Below are 4,693 nucleotides of genomic sequence, written 5' to 3'. Positions count from 1 at the left end.
GGCTTCCACGGCGGCATTCAGCGCCAGGATGTTGGTCTGGAACGCAATGCCGTCGATGACGCTGATGATCTCGGCGATCTTCTTCGACGAGGCTTCGATGGCGGACATGGTGGTGACCACCTGGCCGACGACCTCGCCACCCTGCGAGGCGACGCCATGCGCGCCGATGGCGAGCTGGTTGGCCTGGCGGGCGTGCTCGGCGTTCTGGCGCACGGTGGAGGTCAGTTCCTCCATCGAGGCCGCGGTTTCCTCGAGGTTGGCAGCCTGCTGCTCGGTGCGGCGCGACAGGTCGCTGTTGCCCGAGGCGATCTCGCCGGCGGCCGAACTGATCGCGCGGCTGGACTGCTTGATGCGGGTGACGATCTCGCTCAGCTGCGCGGCGGTGGCGTTGGCATCGTCACGCATGCGGGCGAACACGCCCTGGTAGTCGCCGTGCATGCGCACGGTCAGGTCACCCTGCGACAGTGCCGCAAGCAGGCCGGAGATCTGTTCGATGCTGCCAGCGTTGGCATCCAGCAGGCCGTTGATCTGCTGGGCCAGCTGCAGGAAGAAGCCTTCCTTGTCGGTGGCGTCGATGCGGCCGGACAGGTCGCCGGCGGCAGCCTGGGCGATCACGCGGGCCACTTCGGCTTCGACCTGCGCTTCCTGGGTACGGTCGCGCCATTCCACCACGTAGCCGACGGTGTCGCCGCCTTCATTGCGGATGGTCGAGACCACCTGGGCGAACTGGGCATCGCCATACTGCATCGGGCGACGGGCGACGCCGTGTGCCTTCAGGTTACCCAGCAGGGTCTGGTCCATCTCGCCGCGGTGTTCAAGCACGGTGACCGGCTTGCCGATCAGCGAGGCCTGGGCATCGAAGTCCGGCAGGTCGCGGCGAACTTCGTCCTGGTACTGGCTCAGGGTCTGCTGCAGGGCGCGGTTGCTGTAGACGATGGTGTTGCTGGTGTCGGTCAGGTACACGCCGGTCGAGCTGTAGTCCAGCGCGGTACGGATGCGCAGATTCTCGCGGGCCACGGCCTGGTCGGTCTCGATGCGCTCGCGGAGGTCGCGCTGCATGCGCTGCATGGCCTGCATCAGTTCGCCCACTTCGTCCTGGCGGCTGACGTCGATATGACCATCGAGCTTGCCACCGGCGACGTCGTTGGCGACCGAGACGGCGCCACGCACGCTGCCGACCAGTGCGCGGGCGAACAGCCACACCAGCACCAGGCCGAGTGCGGCGCCACCCAGCAGGGCGACCACGGTCAGCACGGCCGAGGCGGAATAGGTGGAGGCGGCCTCTTCGCGCGAGGCGCGGGCGAGGCGGTTGTCTTCGGCGATCAGCGCTTCCAGCGCCGATGCAGCCTTGCGGTGCTTGGTACGGGTTTCGCCGACGAAGGTATCGATGGCATCGTCCGGCAGGTCAAGTTCCAGCATCTCGGTGACGCTGTCATAGGACGCCAGCGCATCCTTCCATTCCTTGGCGAAGGTGTCGAACAGCTTCTTCTGTTGCGCGTTGTCGACCAGCTTCGGATAGTCCTTGATCGACTTGTCCATGCTGGTGCGCAGGTCGACGGCCTGCTTGCGCGCATCGGACTTGACGTCGTCGCTGGCGCGGATCAACTGCTGGTAGGCGGCATTGCGGTATTCGCCCAGCATGCCGCGCATCTCGCCGGCGAGGCGGATGCTCTCCATGCGTGAACCGGCCAGCTCGGTGGTGACGTTGTTCAGCGAATGCAGGCCGCGATAGGCGACGATGCCCTGCAGCAGCATCACCAGCAGGAGGACGCCGAAGGTCAGCAGCAGCTTCGGCATCAGTTTCAGGTTGTTGATCCACGGCATGGGCGTTGCGAGCTCCTAAGGCAGACGCGCCCGGGCATCGGGCCCGGTTGCAGCAGAAACCACGCCGGCACCAGGTCCGGCGTGGTTCGACGGACAGCGGATTACTTGATGTTGGCCAGCTTCAGCCCAGCCGGCGAGCTGACTTCGATTTCCGCGCGCGAGGCGTCGCGCTGGATCTTGCCGATCACGCAGACGGTCTTGCCTTCCAGGGTTTCCAGCGGGAAGGAGAACTTGCCGCGGTTCTCGCCGGCGATGCGGGCCGAGAAGGTGTGGCGCGGGAAGGCGCCGCCCATGTACAGGAAGGTCGGCTGGCCTTCGGAACCTTCTGCGTAGCGGGCCTTTTCAACCTTGCCACAGACCATGCCGTCCTTGCCGACCGAACGCGGGGCCAGTTCCGGCGGGATCATGTCAGCCGACTGGGCGAAAGCGGAGGCGGCGGTGGTGGCCAGGACAGCGGCCGAAACGAACGCAAGCAGGGACTTCATCGAGGGGTATCTCCGGGGATGGTAACGGTCGGGCCGGCCCTGCGCGCTCCTGCGCGGCCGGCTTCTGTCCCCCTATCGGCATCGCCGGGGGGAACTGAAGGGTTTTGTGACCGGAACGTGAAGCAGTTCCGTTTACTCAGGCGGCGACGTCTTCGGTGAGGCTGGCCTGGCCCATGTCGGCGCTGTCGAGCAGGGTCTCGATGTCCAGCAGGATCAGCATGCGATCGTCGTGGGTACCGATGCCGGAGATGAAGCGGGTATCGACGGCGGCACCGAATTCCGGGGTCGGTCGGATCTGCTCGGCCGACAGCGGGATCACGTCGGAGACGCTGTCGACGACGATGCCGACCACGCGGTCTTCGACGTTCAGCACGATCATCACGGTGAAGGCGTCGTAGCGGGCGTTGTCCAGGCGCAGCTTCAGGCGCAGGTCGATCACCGGGACGATGGTGCCACGCAGGTTGATCACGCCCTTGATGTAGTCCGGGGCATCCGGCACGCGGGTAACCGCGTCGTAGCCACGGATTTCCTGCACCTTGAGGATGTCCACGCCGTAGTGCTCGTCACCAAGGGTGAAGCTGAGGAATTCGCCACCGGTGCTGGCGGCGGAGCTGGTCTTGTCGTTCATCGAGGGGTCCTGGTTCTGCCGGAAGTCCCGGTGTCAGGCTCGATATCGGCCCCGCTGGGGGGGACTTTAGGTGCCCGGGCAGTGGATGGGGTCAGATCCCTTTTCAGGGAAAAGGGATCTGACCCCGGCATGCGTTCCAGGGTTGCCGGCCATCGGCCGGCACTACCGGTCGGGCGGCCTCAGAGCTCGCCGTTGCGGCGTGCCTTGCGTTGGCGGTCGATGCGGAAGATGTAGCGCTGGATGGCGCTGTCGGCGCCGCGCGGCAGGCTGTCGAAGCGCATGCCCACGCGCTTGACCTCGATGCCGTTGGGCTGGCGCTGCGGCAACAGGTTGCAGACCACCAGCGCGATGTCCAGGTCGGGACCGTCGGGCAGGGACAGCTGCGCCGGATAGCGCTTCTGCAGGCCGAACACCGCGCAGTCATTGGGAACCACCACGGCCAGGCCACCGCCACTGATGTCCACCACGCGCATCGACAACGCTTCGGCGCGCGCTTCGCCGGGGGGCAGCAGCAGCTGCGGTGAGTCGGTGACCGGGGTCTCCAGCCGATACAGCTCGCGGCGCTGCAGGTGCACCAGTTCTTCCGGAAGCGGAGCGCGGAAGGCCACGTGGCCGTCGTTGTCCACGCGCTGCAGTTCGTGCAGGCGGAAACGCACCAGCACCCGTTCGAGCTGGGCGAAGCACAGCAGGTGATCGGCCTGCTCGGCGGCGCGGTTGGAGGCTTCCTGCGGGCTGCCATCGAGCAGCAGGTAGTCCTCGTCCTCGTCGAGGTCGAGCAGCGCAGTGGGGAACGAACGGTCACGGCCGTCGATGTGCGCGTTGATCAGTGATCGCTGGTCGATCAGCGAGCGCAGCAGCTGCCGCAGCTGGCGCGGGTTGCGGACCAGGAAGCGCTCGTCAGCGGCGTCGGCCGCGTGGACATCATGCACTGCAGTGTCGTTGCCGTCGGACATGGAATCTACGGTCAGGGGCGGGCGCCAGCACGCGTTGGTGCGAGGCTCGATGGGGATATCGGCCTCTGCACCGGATTATGAAGTGGGATTTGCATCACTTTCTACGCGTAAGGGGTCAGATCCCTTTCCTGCGGGAAAGGGATCTGACCCCGTGGTTCTGTCAGAACTCCTGCCAGTCGCCGTCGGCGGCCAGTACCGGCTGCGCCGTCGAGCTGCGCAGGGGGCGCGCGGAAGCCGGCTTTGCCGAAGGCGCGGCGGCTGCGACCTGGCGCGGTACCGGGGCTGCCAGCGGGCGTGCCGGAATGGCCGTCGTGCCGTGCGATGCCAGCCGGAAGCGGGCCACGGCTTCACCCAGCTGCACGGCCTGGTCCTCCATCGCACGTGCGGCGGCGGTAGCTTCCTCCACCAGTGCGGCGTTCTGCTGGGTGGTTTCGTCCATCTGCACCACGGTCTGGTTGACCTGCTCGATGCCCGCGCTCTGTTCCTGCGAAGCAGCGGAAATCTCGGCCATGATGTCGGTGACGCGCTGCACCGAGGCGACGATCTCGCCCATGGTGCTGCCGGCCTGGTGGACCAGGCTGGAGCCCTCGGCGACCTTGCCGACCGAGTCGTCGATCAGGCCCTTGATCTCCTTGGCGGCGGCGGCCGAGCGCTGGGCGAGAGTGCGCACTTCGCTGGCGACCACGGCGAAGCCGCGGCCCTGTTCACCGGCACGCGCGGCTTCCACGGCGGCATTCAGCGCCAGGATGTTGGTCTGGAACGCAATGCCGTCGATGACGCTGATGATCTCGGCGATCTTCTTC

The 4,693-nt window shown here is 66.6% G+C and carries 5 protein-coding genes; all 5 read right to left on the bottom strand.

Annotated elements, in window-relative coordinates:
- Nucleotides 1-1,824: MCP four helix bundle domain-containing protein (locus AC5P7S_RS15485; RefSeq protein ID WP_495213642.1), on the bottom strand; the 1,824-nt coding region annotated here is incomplete at its 3' end.
- Nucleotides 1,825-1,925: 101 nt separating this feature from the next.
- Nucleotides 1,926-2,309, bottom strand: a complete 384-nt coding sequence (locus AC5P7S_RS15480; protein WP_005416411.1) for a hypothetical protein — start codon at nucleotides 2,307-2,309, stop codon at nucleotides 1,926-1,928.
- Nucleotides 2,310-2,445: 136 nt separating this feature from the next.
- Nucleotides 2,446-2,937 carry a chemotaxis protein CheW gene (locus AC5P7S_RS15475; RefSeq protein ID WP_005416412.1) on the bottom strand — a complete coding sequence of 164 codons (492 nt, stop codon included), beginning with the start codon at nucleotides 2,935-2,937 and terminating at the stop codon, nucleotides 2,446-2,448.
- Nucleotides 2,938-3,116: 179 nt separating this feature from the next.
- On the bottom strand, nucleotides 3,117-3,890 hold the full coding sequence (locus tag AC5P7S_RS15470; protein WP_005416413.1) for a flagellar brake protein: 774 nt from the start codon (nucleotides 3,888-3,890) through the stop codon (nucleotides 3,117-3,119).
- 160 nt (nucleotides 3,891-4,050) lie between these two features.
- A partial coding sequence (locus AC5P7S_RS15465) for a methyl-accepting chemotaxis protein (protein ID WP_495213641.1) occupies nucleotides 4,051-4,693 on the bottom strand: 643 nt, incomplete at its 5' end.

The organism is Stenotrophomonas sp. YJH_SMC_32 (assembly GCF_059369975.1).
Note: the sequence above shows the minus strand (reverse complement) of the source record. Positions and strands in the feature narration are given on the sequence as shown.